The organism is Hydrogenophaga sp. UC242_53, from assembly GCF_042696965.1.
Classification (GTDB): Bacteria; Pseudomonadota; Gammaproteobacteria; order Burkholderiales; family Burkholderiaceae_C; genus Hydrogenophaga.
This window is the reverse complement of sequence record NZ_CP170552.1, coordinates 4,378,247-4,396,584: the sequence shown is the minus strand read 5'-3', so window position 1 is coordinate 4,396,584 and position 18,338 is coordinate 4,378,247. Positions and strand designations below refer to the sequence as shown.

Sequence of the window (18,338 nt, the reverse complement as noted above, 5' to 3'; positions counted from 1 at the left end):
GGAGATCCCCATGAGCACCCCCCCGGACGTTCGCATCGAAACCCTCCTGCTGACCGCCGCCGACGGCTATCCGCTCTCGGCCCGCCGCTACCGCAGCCCCACGCCGGCCCGCGCCCACCTCGTGATCGGGGGCGCGACCGCCGTGCCACAGGGCTTCTACAAGCGCTTCGCCGAACACGCCGCGCGCCGCGGTTTCGACGTGCTCACGCTGGACTACCGGGGCATCGGCGAGTCGGCCCCGCCCACGCTCAAGGGCTTTCGCATGGACTACCTCGACTGGGGCCGGCTCGACCTGGCCGCCGCCGTCGAAGCCATGCGCCAGGACGGCATGCCGCTGTACCTGGTCGGCCATTCGTACGGCGGTCATGCCCTGGGCCTGCTGCCGCACCACGACTGGGTGGACGGCGCCTACACCTTCGCCACCGGCGCCGGCTGGCACGGCTGGATGCCACCGCTGGAGCGCATGAGGGTGCTGTTCATGTGGCGCGTGCTGGGGCCGGTGTGGACCAAGTTCGCCGGTTACCTGCCCTGGAGCCGCCTGGGCATGGGCGAGGACCTGCCGCTGGACGTGTACCGCCAGTGGCGCGGCTGGTGCCGCTTTCCGCGCTACTTCTTCGACGACCCGCAGATGCAGGCCACCACCGAACGCTTCGGCCAGGTGCGTTTCCCGATCGTGGCCGCCAACGCGCTGGACGACGCCTGGGCGCCACCGGCCTCGCGCGATGCCTTCATGGCCGGTTACCGCAACACCTCGGTGCGGGCCGTCACCATCGACCCGCGCCGCGCGGGCCTGGGGCCGATCGGCCACATGGGCTACTTCCGGCCCAAGGCCTTGCCCTTGTGGAACGAGGCGCTCGACTGGTTCGAGGCGCTGCGTCCCGCCGCCGCCCCTTTGGCCGGCCGCTGAGCGCGGGTGTTGTAAAGCTGTGCGGAAATGCCGAATCGCCAGGGGATAAAGGCCATGCGAAAGACCGGCATGTCAAAATGTTTCGACACATCCCCCACCTTGCCTCGCTTGCCCTTCCGGCCCTCCCCATTCCATGCGGCGACTGTTTCCAGCACTGCTCCTGTGCACGGCCACCCTGGCGGGCCTGATTGCCACTCCCGCCATGGCGCAGGAGCCGTCCAGCCGGCGTGAGGCGGCCGGCCTGATCATCGGCTTCAAGGGCGACGAACTCGAATCGAACACCGCGACGGACCAGGGGCCCTGGGCCTCCGGACGTGAGCGGGCCCGTTCGCAATGGGACCGCAACGCCCGCCAGGGCCGCGAGCGCCTGACCCGCTGGGCGCGCGAGGTCGGGCTGCCGTCGGGCCAAGCCGGCGAGGCAGGCAACGCCCGCCTGCTGCGCTTCGATCGGCCCTTGCGTCGCCAGGCGCTGGACAACGCCGTGCGCCGCGCGCGCCTGCATCCCGATGTGGCCTGGGTCGAGCCCGATGTGCTGGTGCCCCGCCTGGGCGCGCCCGTCACCCCCAGCGACACGCTGTTTCCCCAGCAATGGCACCTGCAGACGCCCGATCTGGTGAACCTGACGGGCCTGAACCTGCCCCCCGCCTGGGGCGACACGACCGGCAGCACCTCCGGGTCCACGGCGGTCGTGGCGGTGGTCGACAGCGGCATCCGGGCGGGACACCCGGATCTGGCCGGCAAGCTGCTGCCCGGCTACGACCTGGTGAGTGAGCTGGCCGTGTCCAACGACGGCGACGGGCGCGACCCCGACCCGAGCGACCCGGGTGACTGGGTGCACCCAGCCGACCTGGCGAATCCGCTGTTCGCGGGCTGCGACCTGTCCAACAGCACCTGGCACGGCACCTTCATCGCGGGGCAGATCGCCGCCGCCACCGACAACGCCCAGGGCGTCGCGGGCCTGAACTGGGGCGCGAAGGTATTGCCGGTGCGCGTCTCGGGCAAATGCGGCGCGCACCTGTCGGACCTGCTCGACGGCCTGCGCTGGGCGGCCGGCCTGCCGGTCTCGGGCCTGCCGATCAACCCGAACCCGGCGCGCGTGATCAACCTCAGTTTTGGTGGCGATTCGGCCTGCACGCCGGGCTACCAGACCACCATCGACGCGGTCACCAACGCGGGCGCCCTCATCGTCGTGGCGGCCGGCAATTCGAACACCACGCTGACCCGCCCGGCCGACTGCCGCCGGGTCATGACCGTGGCTTCGGTGCGCAAGGATGGGGCGAAGGCCGAGTACTCCAGTTTCGGCACCCGCGTGGCGCTGGCCGCGCCCGGGGGCTCGACCGATGCCGGCCCATCGACCTTGCTGTACTCGACCGACAACAGCGGCACGACCACGCCAGGGGTCGACATGTATGGCTACAAGCAGGGCACGAGCTTTGCCGCGCCACAGGCCGCGGGCATCGCCAGCCTGATGCTGGCGGTCAACCCCTTCCTGAGCCCGCGCCAGCTCATCGAGCGCATGAAGGCGGGGGCCCGACCTCACGTGGTGACGGGATTGGCCGCGTGCGGCACCCCGGGCGCGGGCGCCGTCTGCGGCTGCACCACCACCACCTGCGGCGCCGGCCTGCTGGACGCCAACACCTCGGTGCAGCTGGCCACCGGCCCGGCGGTCGTGATCAAGCCGGTGGGCGAGGTCGAGCCGGGCACGGTGATCACGCTCGACGGCAGCCAGAGCGTGCCCATTCCCGGTCGCAGCATCGTGTCCTACCAGTGGGTGCAGGTGAGCGGGCCGCCGGTCACGCTCTCGTCGGCCAGCAGCGCGGTGGCCAAGGGCACGCTCGTGGCGGAGGACAGCTATGTGTTCTCGCTCACCGTGGTGGACAACTTCGGCCGCACGGGTGAAGACACCGTGCGCGCGGTGGCGGCCATGCCCGTGCTCGCCGCCAGCAGCAGCGGGGGAGGTGGTGGCTCCGCTGGCCATCTCTGGGGTTTGAGCCTGTGGGCCTGGGTGATCGCCGTGGCGCTGTGCCAGCGCCGCCGCCGTCGGGTCTGAGCCGAGCCCGCCGGTCGGCTCAGCTGCAGCGGCGCAGCGCCTTGCCGGCCATGGCCTCGCGCAACCCTTCCACTGCCGCGCGCTGGGCGTCGGTGATGGCGGGCAGGCGCAGCGCGAACGACACGCTTTCCGCCCGTTCCTGCGCCACCCTGGCGGTGCGCACGCCGTCGCGCTCGGTCTGCTGCAGCGCCTGCCGCGCGGCGGCTTCGGTGGAGTAGGTGCCCAGCGCCAGCCCCGGGGCCAGGCCATTCGCGGTGAGCTCTCGGAACTGCACGCCCAGCCCGCGCAACTCGGCCTTCTTGCGCTCCACCTGCTCGGTGTTGTCGTAGCGCCCCATGTAGACGATCCAGCGGCCGCTGCTGCGGGTCTCGTTGAGTTGCCAGCCGTTCGCCGTCAGGCCCAGCAGCGCGAGTTCGGCGCGCAGCAGCTCAGCCTGGGCTTCGGTGAAGCCGGCGGCCTGCCAGCAGGCGCGCGGGCCATCGCTCGCTGGGGCGGCCGCTGTGGGCGGGGTCGGGGTGGGCGCGGCCGGTGGCGTCGGTGCGGCTTCCACCGCCGCGGCCGGCAGCGCGGCCGGTGGTGCCGCGGTCTCGGGCTCCGGCGCAGTGGTGGTGTCGGCCGACGTTCCTTTGGGGCCATTGAGCAGGCGCAAGGCCTCGGGCCTGAGCTGCTGCGCCAGGCGCTGGGGCTCGCGCTGCTCGATCGGGGCCAGGCCCAGGCCGCCCAGGTAGCCCTGGGTCCAGGCGAAATAGCCCGCGTTGGCCAGCACCAGCACGATGACCGCCCACCTCAACACGGGCGCACACTCACTTCTGAACTGGTGACGGTCAACATGCCCTGGTCGGTCAACACCTGCAGGGCACCGTCGGGGGTCACCCCGCAGGCCGTGCCCCGGGTGCCATCGGAGAGTTGCACGGCCAGGCCCTGCAAGGCGTCCAGGCCGGCGAAACGCTGCGCAAAGGCGCCAAAGCCTTGCGAGGCGAACGCCAGCACGTCCTGCACCAGCGGCGGCGCCACGCGCTCGAGCACCTCGCCGGGCGTGATGCCCACGCTGACCTCGGCCAGTCCGGCCGGCGCCATGGCGGCCACGGTCGAGCCGTCGGGCACCAGGGCGGCCACGGCCGAGGCCTCGGGCCGGGCGATGTTGATGCCCACGCCGATCACCACCATGCGCTGGCCCTGCGCCGCGTCACCGGTGCTGGCGGTCTCCACCAGGATGCCGCCGAGCTTGCGCTGGTGCAGCCAGAGGTCGTTCGGCCATTTCAGCCGCACGTCGGGGTGCAGGCTGTGGGCCAGGCTCACGCCCACCGCGAGCGACAGGCCCGACCAGTTCGATGGCGCCAGCGGCAGGGCGATGGAAAACGTGAGCGATTGGCCCGGCTTGCTGTGCCAGCCCTTGCCGAGCCGGCCCCGCCCCGCGGTCTGCTGCTCGGCGGTCAGCAGCACCGGCTCCATGAGGCCGCTGCGCGCGCGCCGCATGAGCTCGCTGCTGGTGGAGTCGATGCTGGGCAGCACCTCCACCGTGAAGCCCGGCAGCAGGGGCACCACGGCTTCCCAGACCGCTTCCGCGTGACGGGTCAGGGTGTCTGCCATGCGAGGGGAGAGGTCCTTAGCCGAGCTTGGACGCGCGTCCCGCGCGTTTGGGGGCGAGCAGCGTGCCGCGGCACTTCTTGGCGCCGCACCAGCAGGGGTACTCGGCCTTGAGCTTGGGCGTGTAGGGCTCGTCGATCACCAGGCCGTAGTCGTAGAACAGCTCCTCGCCGGCCTGGATGGGGCGCAACGAACGGATGAACACCCGGCCGTCTTCCACGTCGGCTTCGCAGTTGGGCTTGCAGCTGTGGTTGATCCAGCGCGCCGAATTGCCGCCGACCTTGGCGTCGATCACGTGCTCTTCATCGATGTGGAAGTAGAACGTATGGTTCGGGTCGCTCGGGTCGTGCGGATGGCGGCGCAGCGCCTCCTCCCAGGTGATGATCTCGCCCACGTATTCGATGAGCGTCTCGCCCTCGGCCAGATCGACCACGGCGTACACGCCCTTGCCATGCACGCCGGAGCGCCGGGTCTGGATGCGGCGGCTGGCGGCGGGGGCGGCGGCCTTGGTCTTGGTGGAAGAAGGGCGCGGCTGCGTCTGGCGGGGGCTTTTCGTCACGGCCGAAATATTTGGTAAGGTTGTTTCATGCAGGTGCGCGCGGGTGTGCGCGTGCCCATGTGCGCGTGTACACGCGCGTGGAAAGCCGATTGTAGAGATGAAAACCCTGGTCATTGCCGAGAAGCCATCCGTGGCCCAAGACATCGTGCGAGCGCTTACCCCGGTGGCGGGCAAGTTCGACAAGCACGATGACCACTTTGAGAATGACAAGTACGTGGTGACTTCCGCCGTGGGTCACCTGGTGGAGATCGCTGCGCCGGAGGAATTCGACGTGAAGCGCGGCAAGTGGAGCTTCGCGCACCTGCCGGTGCTGCCGCCGTACTTCGAACTCAAGCCGATCGACAAGACCAAGTCGCGGCTGTCCGCGGTGGTCAAGCTCGTCAAGCGCAAGGATGTGTCGCGCCTCATCAACGCCTGTGACGCGGGCCGCGAGGGGGAGCTGATCTTCCGCCTGATCGAGCAGTACGCAGGCGGCCTGAAGAACGGCAGCTACCAGCCGCTGGGCAAACCGGTGCAGCGCCTGTGGCTGCAGTCGATGACGCCCGCGGCCATTCGAGACGGCTTCGAGCAGCTGCGCAGCAACGAGCAGATGCTGGGCCTGGCCGATGCCGCGCGCAGCCGTTCCGAGGCCGACTGGATGGTCGGCATCAACGGCACGCGCGCCATGACCGCCTTCAACTCGCGCGACGGGGGCTTCTTCCTCACCACCGTCGGCCGGGTGCAGACGCCCACGCTGTCCATCGTGGTCGAGCGTGAGGAAAAGATCCGCGCCCACAGGAGCCGCGACTACTGGGAAATCCACGCCAGCTTCCTGGCCGAAGCCGGCGAGTACCCGGGCAAGTGGTTCGATCCCAACTTCAAGAAGCCCACCGGTGACGATGCCGACGCCGAGCTGCGCGCCGACCGCGTCTGGACCCAGCGCGAGGCGCTGGCGATCGCCGACGCGGTGCGGGGCAAGGCCGCCAGCGTCAAGGAAGAGAGCAAGCCCACCACCCAGGCCTGCGGCCTGCTGTACGACCTGACCAGCCTGCAGCGCGAGGCCAACGGCCGCTTCGGCTTCTCGGCCAAGACCACGCTGCAACTGGCGCAAAGCCTGTACGAGCGCCACAAGGCCCTGACCTACCCCCGGACCGACTCGCGCGCCCTGCCCGAGGACTACCTGCCCACCGTCAGGCAGACCTTCGAGATGCTGGCCGGCAGCGGCATGAAGCACCTCGCGCCGCACGCGAAGACCGCGCTGGACAACAGCTACATCCGCCCGAGCAAGCGCATCTTCGACAACAGCAAGGTCAGCGACCACTTTGCCATCATCCCCACGCTGCAGGCGCCCAGCGGCCTGAGCGAAGCCGAGCAGAAACTGTACGACCTGGTCGTGCGCCGCTTCCTGGCGGTGTTTTTCCCGAGCGCCGAGTTCATGGTGACCACGCGCATCAGCTCGGTGCTGAACCACCACTTCAAGACCGAAGGCAAGGTGCTCGTGAAGCCGGGCTGGATGGCCGTCTATGGCAAGGAGGCCGCCGAGGACGTGGCCGATGCCAAGGACGGTGACAAGGGCCAGAACCTGGTGCCCGTGCGCGAGGGCGAGACCGTGCGCACCGAGAGCGTCGAGCCCAAGGGCCTGAAGACCAAGCCGCCCGCGCGCTATTCGGAAGCCACGCTGCTGGGCGCCATGGAAGGCGCCGGCAAGCTGGTGGACGACGACGAGCTGCGCGAAGCCATGCAGGAAAAGGGTCTGGGCACGCCTGCCACGCGCGCGGCCATCATCGAAGGCCTGCTGACCGAGAAGTACATGTTCCGCGAAGGCCGCGAGATCATCCCCACCGCCAAGGCCTTCCAGCTCATGACGCTGCTGCGCGGCCTGGGCGTGGAAGAACTCTCCAAGCCCGAGCTCACCGGCGAGTGGGAGTACAAGCTCGCGCAGATGGAGCATCGCCAGCTCAGCCGCGCCGCCTTCATGGGCGAGATCGCCGCCATGACCGAGCGCATGGTGAAGAAGGCCAAGGAATACGACCGCGACACCATTCCGGGCAACTACGCCACGCTGTCCACGCCCTGCCCGAACTGCGGCGGCGTGGTGAAGGAAAACTACCGCCGCTACACCTGCACCGGCGCCGACGGCAACAGCGAGGGCTGCGGCTTCTCGTTCGGCAAGTCGCCCGCCGGGCGCACCTTCGAGCCCGAGGAGGCCGAACAGCTGCTGCGCGACAAGAAGATCGGCCCGCTCGAAGGTTTCCGCTCCAAGGCGGGTTGGCCCTTCGTGGCCGAGATCGTGATCAAGTTCAACGAAGAAGAAAAGAACTGGAAGCTGGAGTTCGACTTCGGCGACGACAAGAAGGGCGAAGAAAGCGGCGAGCTGGTGGACTTCACCGGCAGCGAGTCGCTCGGCGCCTGCCCCAAGTGCGGCAGCCCGGTGCACGAGCACGGCAGCAACTACGTGTGCGAAAAATCGGTGCCGACCCTGGCCCAGCCCACGCCGACCTGCGACTTCAAGAGTGGCAAGATCATCCTGCAACAGCCGGTGGCGCGCGAACAGATGAGCAAGCTGCTGGAGACCGGCAAGACCGACCTGCTCGACAAGTTCGTTTCGATGCGCACGCGCCGCGCGTTCAAGGCCTTCCTGGCCTGGGACAAGGAAGCCGGCAAGGTGAACTTCGAGTTCGAGCCGCGCGCGAGCAAGTTCCCGCCGCGCAAGACCGCCGCCGGCGCGCCGGCCAAGGCCGCCCCGGCGAAGAAGGCCGCGCCCGCCAAGAAGGCACCCGCGGCCAAGAAAGCCGCGGCGGCCAAGACGCCCAAGGCACCGCGCAAGACCACGGCGGCCAGCGGCAAGCAGCCCAGCGCCGCCCTGGCCGCGGTGATCGGCGAAGGCCCGGTGTCCCGCCCCGAGGTGGTGAAGAAGCTGTGGGACTACATCAAGGCCAACGGCCTGCAGGACGCCACCGACAAGCGCCGCGTCAACGCCGATGCCAAGCTCGCCGCCGTGTTCGGCAAGCCGCAGGTCACCATGTTCGAGATCGCGGGCATCGTGGGCCAGCACCTGACCTGATTGTTTCCAAAAGGATTTCCGCATGAGCCTGACTCTCTATTTCGCCCCCGGCGCGTGTTCCTTCGTGCCCCACAGCATGCTGGAGCTCTCCGGCGCCGCGTTCGAGCCACACAGCGTCAAGCTGCACAAGAACGAGCAGCGCAGCCCCGAGTACCTGGCGATCAACCCGCGTGGCCAGGTGCCGGTGCTGGTGGACGATGGCCAGGTGATCACGCAGATCGTGGCGATCCTGCTGCACCTCGATGCGAAGCTGCCCGAGGCGGGCATCCTGCCGGCGTCCGGCCTGGCGCGCACGCGCGCGCTGCAGACCCTGACCTGGATGAACAACACCGTGCACCCCACCTTCACGCACGTGTTCATGCCGGACAAGTTCACCGACGACGAGGCCGCCAAGCAGGCGATCCGCGCCCACGCCGCCAAGACCTACAAGGGCCTGCTGGACGAGATCGAGGTGATGGCCAGGCAGGCCTCGCCCTGGATGATGGGCGAGCGCCCCGGCGCGCTGGACGCCTACGCGCTCACGCTGCTGCGCTGGGGCGGTTTTGCGGGCATCGATCCCACCACCCAGCCGGCGACCTGGGACCTGGCCCAGCGCTTCGCCGCGCTGCCGCCGGTGGCGCGCGCGGTCGAGCGCGAAAAGCTGATGCTCAACATCTACAAGCCCAAGGCCTGAACGTTCAGGCCGGCAGTCGGGGCGTCTTCGGGGTGAAGCGCACCGAGGCCAGCAGACCGGGCGGGTTGCGCTCGGGGTGCGCGCTGTCGATCAGCACCGTGGCGCCGTGCTGCTGCGCGATCTCCTGCACGATGGTCAGGCCCAGGCCCGAGCCGTCCACGTTGGTGCCCAGCGCGCGGTAGAACGGCTGCAGCACGAACTCGCGTTCGCTCTCGGGAATGCCCGGGCCGTTGTCCTCCACCTGCAGGATCTGCACGCCGCTGAACGGGTCGATCAGCACGCGCGCGGTGACCACGCCGCCGCGCCCGCTGTAGTTGATCGCGTTGTCCACCAGGTTGCGCACCATCTCCTGCAGCAGGATGGGGTTGCCGTCCATCAGACAGTCTTCCGGCACCTCCTCGGGGCCTTCGCAGCCCAGGTCGATGCCGTGTTCCAGCGCGCGCGGCACCGAGTCCTGCACCACACCGCGCACCAGGCGCGCCAGGTCCACGCGCGCGCTGGGCAGGGTGCGGCCGGTGGTCTCGGCGCGCGCCAGCGCGAGCAGCTGGTTCACGGTGTGCGTGGCGCGTGAGCTGGAGCGCGCGATCTGCTTGAGCGAGCTGTGGATTTCCTCCGCGTTGCTCTCGCGCTGGGCCAGTTCGGCCTGCATGCGCAGGCCGGCCAGCGGCGTCTTGAGCTGGTGCGCCGCGTCGGCCAGGAAGCGCCGCTGCGTGGTGAGCGAGGCCTTCAGGCGCGTGAGCAGGTCGTTGATCGACGACACCAGCGGCGCAACCTCCTGCGGGATGGCCGACTCCTCGATCGGGCTCAGGTCGTCGGGCTTGCGCGCGCGGATGCGCTGCTCCAGCTCGTTGAGCGGGCGGATGCCACGCACCAGCGCCAGCCACACCAGCAGCACGGCCAGCGGCAGGATGACGAACTGCGGCACCATCACGCCCTTGATGATTTCGGCCGCCAGCGTGGAGCGCTTGCCGCGCGTCTCGGCCACCTGCATCAGCACCAGGTGCTGGGCGTCGTTGCGTTCGAGCCAGGTGTAGGCCACCCGCACCTCGTCGCCGCGCACCACGTCGTCGCGCAGCAGCACGCGGCCGGCCTCGGGCGTCTCGTCCTCGCGCGGGCGGGGAAAGTCCAGCTCACCGCTGACGAGCTTGCCGCGCGGGTCGATCACCTGGTAGTAGACGAGGTCGCTGTCGTCGGCGCGCAGCAGGTCGCGCGCCTGCGCGTTGAGGTTGAAGCTGATCTGCCCGTTCTGGTTCGCCACGAACTGCGTGAGCGCCTGCAGGTTGAACTCCAGCGCACGGTCGAACGGTTTGCTCGCGATGCCCTGGGCCACGAACCAGGTCAGGGCCAGCGACAGCGGCCACAGCAGCAGCAGCGGCGTGAGCATCCAGTCCAGGATCTCGCCGAACAGACTGCGCTGTTCGCGCTGGAACAGGCCGAACGACTTCGGGATGGGGCGGCCCGCCACCGGCGGCGGTGCGGCCTCGATCAAAGCCTCGGTTTCAGCCGGCGATTTTTTCAAGGCAGTAGCCCAGACCGCGCACGGTGGCGATGCGGATCGGGCCCTTCTCGATCTTCTTGCGCAGGCGGTGGATGTAGACCTCGATGGCGTTGTTGCTCACCTCTTCGCCCCACTCGCACAGGCGCTCGACCAGCTGGTCCTTGCTCACCAGGCGCCCGGCGCGCTGCAGCAGCACCTCCAGCAGGCCGAGTTCACGCGCCGAGAGCTCGACCATCTTGCCGTCGATGGTGGCCACGCGGCCGGCCTGGTCGTATTCGAGCGGGCCGTGGCGGATGGTGTTGGTGGAGCCGCCCATGCCGCGCCGGGTGAGCGCGCGCACGCGGGCTTCGAGTTCCTGCAGCGAGAACGGCTTGGCCATGTAGTCGTCGGCGCCGTAGTCCAGGCCCTTGACGCGCTCCTCGATGCTGTCGGCCGCGGTGAGGATGAGCACCGGCAGCGTGGAGCCGCGCGAACGCAGGCGCTTGAGCACCTCCAGGCCGTGCAGCCGGGGCAGGCCCAGGTCCAGGATCAGCAGGTCGAACTCGTTGTTGGTCAGCAGGGCGGCGTCGGCCTCGGTGCCGCTGGTAACGTGATCCACCGCCGCGCCGGCGGCGCGCAGGCTGCGCAGCAGGCCGTCCGCCAGCACGTGGTCGTCTTCGGCAATCAGGATGCGCATGGGAAGGTCTCCTGGGTGGCTGCCGGGGCAGCGCTTCATCGGGGATGCCCGGCATCGGGCGAACCATTTTAGGCCGCGCAGGCCCCTGCGGCACGGTGTTCAGCGGGGTGGCACGGCCGCGCGCGCGCCGGGTGATTCCGAGCCATAGGCCTCCAGGCCGAGCGCCACCACGGTGCGCACCGCGTCGCCCACCTGGGCGCGGAATTCCGCCTCGGCCTGGGCCACGGCCTGGCGGAACGCCTCCAGCCACAGCAGGCCGGTGTCGGTGAACACGATGCGCCGTGCCCGCGCATCGCGCGCGTCCGCCTCGCGCCGCACCAGGCCCCAGGCCTCGCACTGCGTCACCAGGTCGCCCATGGCCTGCTTGCTCATGCCCGCCTGGTGCGCCAGCTCGGTCAGGCGCGAGCCGTGCAGGCCCAGGTGGCGCGTGATGTGGATGTGCGCGGCGCCCACCTGCGCCCGCGCCGCCAGGTGCGAGAGCGCCAGCGGCACGTTGGCGTCGTGCGCCATCAGGCTGAGCACGCGCTCGTCGAAGCGGCGCAGCGCCAGGCCCATCAGGCGCCCCAGGTGGCCGCCGCGCCAGCGGTCGTCGGGCAAAACAGGGGCGGTGTCGGGCATTCGCTGATGGTAAGGCAAACTGACCAAATAACGCCTTGTTCGAATTCAACCTGCCTGTAAACTCCTGCTCAAGCATCCAGCCTGTACGCATTTACAGGCTTTGCGAACCTCTACCACCCGCTCAGGAGCCCCTCATGGACGCAGCCGTCAAGAACAACCCCCTCAACAGCGAAAAAGCCAAGGCCTTGCAGGCCGCGCTGGCCCAGATCGAAAAGCAGTTCGGCAAGGGCACCATCATGCGGTTGGGCGAGGGTGAGGTGATCGAGGACATCCAGGTCGTCTCCACCGGCTCGCTGGGCCTGGACATCGCCCTGGGCGTCGGCGGCCTGCCCAAGGGCCGCGTGGTCGAGATCTACGGCCCGGAATCCTCGGGCAAGACCACGCTGACCCTGCAGGTCATTGCCGAAATGCAGAAGCTCGGCGGCCAGTGCGCCTTCGTCGATGCCGAGCACGCGCTGGACATCCAGTACGCGCAGAAGCTCGGTGTGAACCTGCAGGACCTGCTCATTTCCCAACCCGACACCGGCGAGCAGGCGCTCGAGATCGTCGACAGCCTGGTGCGTTCCGGCGCGGTCGATCTGATCGTGGTCGACTCGGTGGCCGCGCTCACGCCCAAGGCCGAACTCGAAGGCGAAATGGGCGATTCGCTGCCCGGCCTGCAGGCCCGCCTGATGAGCCAGGCGCTGCGCAAACTCACGGCGCACATCAAGAAGACCAACTGCATGGTCATCTTCATCAACCAGATCCGCATGAAGATCGGTGTGATGTTCGGCAGCCCCGAAACCACCACCGGCGGCAACGCGCTGAAGTTCTACGCCTCGGTGCGCCTGGACATCCGCCGCACCGGCACGATCAAGAAGGGCGAGGAAGCGATCGGCAACGAGACCAAGGTCAAGGTGGTCAAGAACAAGGTCTCGCCACCCTTCAAGACGGCCGAGTTCGACATCCTGTTCGGCGAAGGCATCAGCCGCGAGGGCGAGATCCTCGATCTGGGCGTGGTGCACCGCGTGATCGAGAAGTCGGGCGCCTGGTACGCCTACAACGGCGAGAAGATCGGCCAGGGCCGCGACAATGCGCGCGAATTCCTGCGCGAGAACATCGAACTGCGCGTGGAGATCGAGAACAAGGTGCGCACCGAGCTGGGCGTGCCGCTGCTGCCGGTGGACGAAGCGCCGGCGCCCGCCAAGGGCGGCAAGGCCGAAAAGGCCGAGAAGGCGGCCAAGGCCAAGGACGTTGACGCCACGCCGGCGGCCTGATCCCCGCCCTTGCGCGCATGGCCTTCGACCAGATTTCCCTCAAAGGCCGTGCGCTGCGCCTGCTCGCCGGGCGCGAACATTCACGCGCCGAGTTGCAGCGCAAGCTGAGCGTGCACGAAACCGAGCCCGGCGAGCTGGCGAAAGCGCTGGACGAGCTGGAGGCCAAAGGCTTCATCAACGAGCAGCGCGTGCTGGAGTCGGTGCTGCACCGGCGCTCGGCCCGCCTGGGCGCGTCTCGCGTGCGCCAGGAACTGCAGGCCAAGGGGCTGGACCCGCAGGCGGTGGCCGAGGCGGTGGCGGGCCTGCAGGGCTCAGAAGAAGCGCGCGCGCGCGAGGTCTGGCGCAAGCGCTTCGCCGGACCGCCGGCCGACGCCGCCGAGCGCGGCAAGCAGATGCGTTTCCTGCTCACGCGCGGCTTTGGCGCCGAGGTGGTGCGGCGCGTGGTGAAGGGCGCTCCGGCCGACGACAGCGAGGACTGAACGCGCGCGTCAGCGTGGCTGGGTGGCCGAGGCGCCGCCCGGCGCCCGGGGCGGGCGCAGCATGCGCCAGGCCAGCAGGCCGCTGGCCACCATGATGCCCGTGCCCAGCACCGCGGCGGCCTGCAGCCCATCGACAAAGGCGGTGCGCGCGGCCAGCCCCAGGGCCTCGGCCAGCGGCGCGGGCAGGCTTTCGGCGACCCGCAGCGCGCCGCCCAGGGTCGAGGCTTCGGCCACGGCCTCCTGGGGCAGGCCCGCCGGCAACTGGCCCGCCATGCCGGCGCGGTAGAGGCCCGTGGCCATGCTGCCGAACACCGCGATGCCCAGGGCGCCGGACAGCTCCGCGCTGGTCTCCGACAGGGCCGATGCCGCGCCCGCGCGCTCGGGCGGCGCCGAGCTGATGACGATGTCGTTGCCCAGCGTGAACACCGGCGCCATGCCGATGCCCATGAGCGTCATGCCCACGACCAGCGCGGCAAGGCCATGGGGGCCATCGACCAGCGCCACGCCCGCGAAGCCGACCGCTGCCACCGCCAGCCCCGTCACCATGGTGCGGGGCGCCGAACAACGTTGCGCGATGGCCGGTGTCAGCATCGAACCGACCACGAACGACAGGGCCCAGGGCACGGTGCACAGGCCCGCCACCAGGGGCGAGAGGCCCAGCACCAGCTGCAGGTGCTGCGAGATGAAGATGTAGACGCCGAACATCGCGAACGAGGTAAGGGCATAGGTGCAGATGGCGGCCGCGAAGCGGGGCTGGCCGAACAGCCGCAGGTCGAGCAGCGGGTAGGCGATGCGGCGCTGGCGCCGCACGAAGGCCACGCCCGCCGCGAGGCCGAGCGCCGCAGCCACCCAGGTCGGCGCGTCCACATGGCCTTCGGCCGCCTGCTTGAGCGCGAACACGCCGCCGAGCACGGCGGTGAGCGAGAGCGCCACGCTGCCCAGGTCGAGCCGGCCCGCCTCGGGGTCGCGGTACTCGGGCAGCAGGAAGGGGCCCACCGCCAACAGCAGCAACATCACCGGCACCGCGGCCCAGAAGATCGCGGGCCAGGCGAAGTACTGCAGGATCACGCCACCCACCAGCGGGCCGATCGCGCCACCCACCGAGTAGCTCGAGATCCAGATGCCGATGGCGATGCGGCGCTCGCGCTCGTCGCGGAACATGTTGGAGATGAGCGAGAGCGTGGACGGCGCCAGCGTGGCGCCGGCGATGCCGAGCAGCGCGCGCGTGGCGATGAGGGCCTGCGCGGTGGTGGACAGGGCCGCCGCCACCGAGGCGGCCGCGAACGCCATCGCCCCGATCATCAGCAGCCGGCGCCGCCCGATCTTGTCGCCCAGCGTGCCCATGGTGATCAGCAGGCCGGCGACCATGAAGCCGTAGATGTCGATGATCCAGAGCAGTTGCGCGGACGAAGGCCGCAGGTCGGCGCTGATGGCGGGCAGCGCGAGGTTGAGCACCGTGAGGTCCATGGCATAGACCAGGCAGGGCAGGGCGATCACGCCCAGCGCCACCCATTCGCGGCGCGTGGCCCGGGGTGGAGCGATCTCGATGGCTGGCGGAGTGGCAGGCATGGGGTTTCCTCGAGGTTCGGCGGTGGACCGCGCCGAGATCCGGCGCCATCCTGGGGTACGACGAACCAGGGCCGGGCGTTTCGACAACCCGCCGCTCAGCCTTACAGGCCGAGCATCAGCTTCAGGTTCTGCACCGCGGCGCCGCTGGCGCCCTTGCCCAGGTTGTCCAGCCGGGCGACCACCACCGCCTGCTTCGCCTCGCCGTTGCCGAACACGCGGATTTCGAGCTGGTTGGTGTCGTTCAAGGCCAGGGCGTCGAGCTTGCCGTCTTCGGTCGCCGGTTGCACGCTCACCCATTCACTGCCCGCGTAGTGCTTTGCGTAGGCCGCGTGCAGGTCGGCCAGCGTGGGCTGGCCGGGCAGGGTGTCCAGGTGCAGGGGCAACTGCACCAACATGCCCTGTGCGAAGTTGCCGACGGATGGCACGAAGATGGGCCGGCGCGTGAGGCCGGTGTAGGCCAGGATTTCCGGGATGTGCTTGTGCTTGAGGCCCAGGGCGTACAGCTCATAGGCCGGGGCTTCGCCTTTTTCGTAGGCCTCGATCATGGTGCGGCCGCCGCCCGAGTAGCCGCTGACGGCGGGCAGGCAGACCGGGTAGTCGGCGGGCAGCAGGCCGGCGTCGACCAGCGGGCGCAGCAGGGCAATGGCGCCGCTGGCATAGCAGCCCGGGTTGCGCGACGCGGCGGGCGTTGACCACCGCGTCGCGCTGGCCCGGCGCGAGTTCGGGGAAACCGAACACCCAGCCGGGTGCGGTGCGGTGGGCGGTGGAGGCGTCGATGACCTTGGGCTGCCGGCCGGGCAGGGCATCGATCATGGCGACCGATTCGCGCGCCGCGTCGTCGTGCAGGCAGAGGATGACCAGATCGACCTGCGCCATCAGCTCGCGCTTGGCGACCGGGTCCTTGCGGCGCTCGGGTGCGATGCTCACGAGTTCGATCTGCGGCATGCCTTGCAGGCGCTCGCGAATCTGCAATCCGGTGGTGCCTGCTTCGCCGTCGATGAAAACCTTGGCCATGGCCGCTCTGCCTTGTCAGTTGGATTCAGGGGGATTACCAAACCCGCGCGTCGAATGCGCGCTTTTGGTGCGTTGCACCATGATACAGTCCCGGGTTGCTGTTTTCAGTGCCCACCCAGCGGCCACCCCGGTTCGGCCGTCACTCTTTTACCTGTTCCTGAGAGACACCTCATGAAGATCCATGAATACCAAGGCAAGGAAATCTTGCGCCAGTTTGGTGTGCCCGTGCCCCGCGGCATTGCGGCATTTACGGTGCAAGAGGCGGTGGAAGCCGCTCAAAAGCTCGGCGGCCCGATCTGGGTGGTCAAGGCCCAGATCCACGCCGGTGGCCGTGGCAAGGGCGGTGGCGTGAAGGTCGCCAAGTCGGTGGACGACGTCAAGCGCCTGGCCGGCGAAATCCTGGGCATGCAGCTCAAGACGCACCAGACCGGCCCCGAAGGCCAGAAGGTTCGCCGCCTCTACATCGAAGACGGCGCCGACATCAAGAACGAACTGTACGTCTCGCTGGTGACCGACCGCGCGACGCAGAAGGTGGCCCTGATCGCTTCGAGCGAGGGCGGCATGGACATCGAGGAAGTGGCGCACACCACGCCCGAAAAGATCATCACCGAGATGATCGATCCCCTGACCGGCATCACCACCGAGCAGAGCAAGAAGGTCGCCGCGGCCATCGGCCTGACCGGCGCCTCCGTCGACCAGGCCGCGGACATCTTCTCCAAGATCTACAAGTGCTACATGGACACGGACGCGTCGCTGGTGGAAATCAACCCGCTGAACTGCGACTCCAAGGGCAACCTGATCGCGCTGGACGCCAAGTTCAACTTCGACGCGAACGCGCTGTTCCGCCACCCTGAGATCGTGGCCTACCGCGACCTGGACGAAGAAGACCCGGCCGAAGTGGAAGCCTCCAAGTTCGACCTGGCCTACATCAGCCTGGACGGCAACATCGGCTGCCTGGTCAACGGCGCCGGCCTGGCCATCGCCACCATGGACACCATCAAGCTGTTCGGTGGCGAGCCCGCCAACTTCCTGGACGTGGGCGGTGGCGCCACCGCCGAGAAGGTGACGGAAGCCTTCAAGATCATGCTCAAGAACCCCAACGTCAAGGGCATCCTGGTCAACATCTTCGGCGGCATCATGAAGTGCGACACCATCGCCACCGGCGTGATCACCGCCTGCAAGGCCGTGAACCTGTCCGTGCCGCTGGTGGTGCGCATGAAGGGCACCAACGAAGAGCTGGGCAAGAAGCTGCTGGCCGAATCCGGCCTGCCCATCATCGCCGCAGACACCATGGCCGAAGCGGCGACCAAGATCGTTGCTGCCGTCAAGTAAGCCCGGAGAAACATCATGTCCATCTACATCAACAAAGACACCAAGGTCATCACCCAGGGCATCACGGGCAAGACGGGCCAGTTCCACACCGAGAAGTGCCAGGAATACGCGAACGGCAAGAACGCTTTCGTGGCCGGCGTGAACCCGAAGAAGGCCGGCGAGTCGATCTTCAACATCCCGATCTACGCCTCCGTCAAGGAAGCCGCGACGCAGACCGGCGCCACCGTGTCGGTGATCTACGTGCCGCCCGCGGGCGCCGCCGCCGCCATCTGGGAGGCCGTGGAAGCCGACCTGGACATGGCATCTGCATCACCGAAGGCATCCCGGTGCGCGACATGCTCGAAGTGCGCAACAAGATGAAGGCCAAGGAAGCCGCCGGCGGCAAGAAGACCCTGCTGCTGGGCCCCAACTGCCCCGGCCTGATCACGCCCGACGAGATCAAGATCGGCATCATGCCCGGCCACATCCACCGCAAGGGCCGCATCGGCGTGGTGAGCCGTTCCGGCACGCTGACCTACGAAGCCGTGGCCATGCTGACGGAAGTGGGCCTGGGCCAGTCGACCGCCGTAGGCATTGGTGGCGACCCCATCAACGGCCTCAAGCACATCGACGTGATGAAGGCCTTCAACGACGATCCCGACACCGACGCCGTGATCATGATCGGTGAGATCGGCGGCCCGGACGAGGCCGACGCCGCCCGCTGGTGCAAGGCCAACATGAAGAAGCCGGTGGTGGGCTTCATCGCGGGCGTGACGGCGCCTCCCGGCAAGCGCATGGGCCACGCGGGCGCGCTGATCTCCGGCGGCGCCGACACCGCCGATGCCAAGCTTGCCGTCATGGAAGAGTCCGGCTTCATCATCACGCGCAACCCGTCGGAACTGGGCAAGCTGCTCAAGGCCCAGCTCTGAGTCACCCCGCGGGTGTGAAAAGGGCAACGCTTGCGTTGCCTTTTTTTATGTCCGCACGGAAATTGAGGTGCCGAATCCACAAAGGCGCTTGCTCGGCCGAACCTGATTGCAACAAAATGCAACATCCAGGATGCCGGCGATTTGCTGGCACCGACGGTGCGCTTGTCTC

The 18,338-nt window shown here is 68.8% G+C and carries 14 protein-coding genes and 2 pseudogenes; 8 read left to right on the top strand and 8 right to left on the bottom strand.

Features of this window, described 5'->3' with window-relative positions; all coding sequences use genetic code 11:
- Nucleotides 1-10: 10 nt before the first annotated feature.
- Both ACFJI0_RS22125 and ACFJI0_RS22120 read left to right on the top strand, forming a co-directional pair.
- Nucleotides 11-907 (top strand): alpha/beta fold hydrolase, encoded by an 897-nt coding sequence (locus ACFJI0_RS22125; protein ID WP_382322329.1) that lies wholly within the window; start codon nt 11-13, stop codon nt 905-907.
- A 133-nt stretch (nt 908-1,040) separates the two neighbouring features.
- On the top strand, nt 1,041-2,957 hold the full coding sequence (locus ACFJI0_RS22120) for a S8 family serine peptidase (protein ID WP_382322328.1): 1,917 nt from the start codon (nt 1,041-1,043) through the stop codon (nt 2,955-2,957).
- Between the two features lie 19 nt (nt 2,958-2,976).
- Here ACFJI0_RS22120 and ACFJI0_RS22115 read toward each other — a convergent pair whose 3' ends face one another.
- The 3 genes from ACFJI0_RS22115 to ACFJI0_RS22105 are packed head-to-tail and all read right to left on the bottom strand — an operon-like array spanning nt 2,977 to nt 5,103.
- Nucleotides 2,977-3,750 (bottom strand): SPOR domain-containing protein, encoded by a 774-nt coding sequence (locus tag ACFJI0_RS22115; RefSeq protein WP_382322327.1) that lies wholly within the window; start codon nt 3,748-3,750, stop codon nt 2,977-2,979.
- The gene (locus ACFJI0_RS22110) at nt 3,744-4,547 is read right to left on the bottom strand and encodes a biotin--[acetyl-CoA-carboxylase] ligase (RefSeq protein WP_382322326.1); all 804 of its coding nucleotides are present in this window, start codon (nt 4,545-4,547) and stop codon (nt 3,744-3,746) included. Before ACFJI0_RS22110 ends, ACFJI0_RS22115 begins: the two co-directional genes overlap by 7 nt.
- A 16-nt stretch (nt 4,548-4,563) precedes the next feature.
- Nucleotides 4,564-5,103 (bottom strand): SET domain-containing protein, encoded by a 540-nt coding sequence (locus ACFJI0_RS22105; protein WP_382322325.1) that lies wholly within the window; start codon nt 5,101-5,103, stop codon nt 4,564-4,566.
- Between the two features lie 97 nt (nt 5,104-5,200).
- On the opposite strand from ACFJI0_RS22105, the gene ACFJI0_RS22100 reads away from it, so the two are divergent.
- Together ACFJI0_RS22100 and ACFJI0_RS22095 are read left to right on the top strand one after the other, a co-directional pair.
- A complete protein-coding gene (locus ACFJI0_RS22100) occupies nt 5,201-8,146 on the top strand; it encodes a DNA topoisomerase III (RefSeq protein WP_382322324.1) in 2,946 nt (981 codons plus the stop codon).
- Between the two features lie 22 nt (nt 8,147-8,168).
- A complete protein-coding gene (locus tag ACFJI0_RS22095; protein ID WP_382322323.1) occupies nt 8,169-8,819 on the top strand; it encodes a glutathione S-transferase family protein in 651 nt (216 codons plus the stop codon).
- 4 nt (nt 8,820-8,823) lie between these two features.
- On the opposite strand, the gene ACFJI0_RS22090 is transcribed toward ACFJI0_RS22095, so the two are convergent.
- The 3 genes from ACFJI0_RS22090 to ACFJI0_RS22080 form a co-directional block, all read right to left on the bottom strand.
- The gene (locus ACFJI0_RS22090) at nt 8,824-10,203 is read right to left on the bottom strand and encodes a sensor histidine kinase N-terminal domain-containing protein (RefSeq protein WP_382163823.1); all 1,380 of its coding nucleotides are present in this window, start codon (nt 10,201-10,203) and stop codon (nt 8,824-8,826) included.
- 115 nt (nt 10,204-10,318) lie between these two features.
- Nucleotides 10,319-10,993, bottom strand: a complete 675-nt coding sequence (locus ACFJI0_RS22085) for a response regulator (protein WP_382152905.1) — start codon at nt 10,991-10,993, stop codon at nt 10,319-10,321.
- Nucleotides 10,994-11,092: 99 nt separating this feature from the next.
- A complete protein-coding gene (locus tag ACFJI0_RS22080) occupies nt 11,093-11,611 on the bottom strand; it encodes a MarR family transcriptional regulator (protein WP_382322322.1) in 519 nt (172 codons plus the stop codon).
- Nucleotides 11,612-11,745: 134 nt separating this feature from the next.
- Here ACFJI0_RS22080 and recA point away from each other — a divergent pair, with 134 nt between their 5' ends.
- Together recA and recX are read left to right on the top strand one after the other, a co-directional pair.
- Nucleotides 11,746-12,867: a recombinase RecA gene (gene recA / locus ACFJI0_RS22075; RefSeq protein WP_382322321.1), complete on the top strand. Its 1,122-nt coding sequence runs from the start codon at nt 11,746-11,748 to the stop codon at nt 12,865-12,867.
- A gap of 17 nt (nt 12,868-12,884) precedes the next feature.
- Nucleotides 12,885-13,346 carry a recombination regulator RecX gene (gene recX, locus ACFJI0_RS22070; RefSeq protein WP_382152914.1) on the top strand — a complete coding sequence of 154 codons (462 nt, stop codon included), beginning with the start codon at nt 12,885-12,887 and terminating at the stop codon, nt 13,344-13,346.
- 9 nt (nt 13,347-13,355) lie between these two features.
- Here recX and ACFJI0_RS22065 read toward each other — a convergent pair whose 3' ends face one another.
- Together ACFJI0_RS22065 and argC are read right to left on the bottom strand one after the other, a co-directional pair.
- A complete protein-coding gene (locus ACFJI0_RS22065) occupies nt 13,356-14,915 on the bottom strand; it encodes an MFS transporter (protein ID WP_382322320.1) in 1,560 nt (519 codons plus the stop codon).
- 101 nt (nt 14,916-15,016) lie between these two features.
- Nucleotides 15,017-15,929 (bottom strand): annotated as a pseudogene (argC, locus tag ACFJI0_RS22060) (N-acetyl-gamma-glutamyl-phosphate reductase).
- A gap of 171 nt (nt 15,930-16,100) precedes the next feature.
- Between argC and sucC the strand changes: the two are divergent.
- Both sucC and sucD read left to right on the top strand, forming a co-directional pair.
- A complete protein-coding gene (gene sucC, locus ACFJI0_RS22055) occupies nt 16,101-17,261 on the top strand; it encodes an ADP-forming succinate--CoA ligase subunit beta (protein ID WP_382322319.1) in 1,161 nt (386 codons plus the stop codon).
- A gap of 15 nt (nt 17,262-17,276) precedes the next feature.
- A pseudogene (gene sucD / locus ACFJI0_RS22050) lies at nt 17,277-18,169 on the top strand (succinate--CoA ligase subunit alpha).
- Nucleotides 18,170-18,338: the final 169 nt, after the last annotated feature.